This window comes from Allobosea sp. P1_A7 (assembly GCF_056406775.1).
This window is the reverse complement of sequence record NZ_JBFTZN010000656.1, coordinates 1-482: the sequence shown is the minus strand read 5'-3', so window position 1 is coordinate 482 and position 482 is coordinate 1. Positions and strand designations below refer to the sequence as shown.

Sequence of the window (482 nt, the reverse complement as noted above, 5' to 3'; positions counted from 1 at the left end):
GTGCCGTCCCGTCCAGCAGCGCAAGGCAAAGGCAGAGGCCGACCCATAACGCGATCGCCAGACACAGCAGTTCCGGTACGTTGACGAGGCTCGGCACCATGGCCATGGGCGACAGCGCCGATCACAGTCCCGAGCAGGCGGTAGATCGCCTTCGCGCTCGTCCCTCCGGCGAGGGGCTGCGAGGTGATGTAGACGGTGGCCATGGCCCAGGATGGGCGCGGGAGATCGATCCACAGCGCGATGACGAAGGCGAGTATGGCGGCGCCGAAGGTCTTGAGCGCGAAGATCAGGTCCGCGAGTCTGACCAGGAAGGGCCTGTCCGGGGGCATGTTCCGGTCTCTGAGGGCGTCGCGTTGGCATGGTTGCCCAATGATCGACGGACCGCAAGTCGAGCTGCGCATTCAGGATCCGGCCGCTCGGCGCGGATGTCGACGTGCAGACCTTGGACTTGGACACCGTCGTCCAGCGCCGCACCTCCAGGG

Annotated in this window: 1 pseudogene; it reads right to left on the bottom strand. The window is 66.4% G+C overall.

Features of this window, described 5'->3' with window-relative positions:
* A pseudogene (locus AC1D34_RS38255) lies at window positions 1–329 on the bottom strand (FUSC family protein); the annotation flags it as partial.
* Between the last annotated feature and the right edge of the window lie 153 nt (window positions 330–482).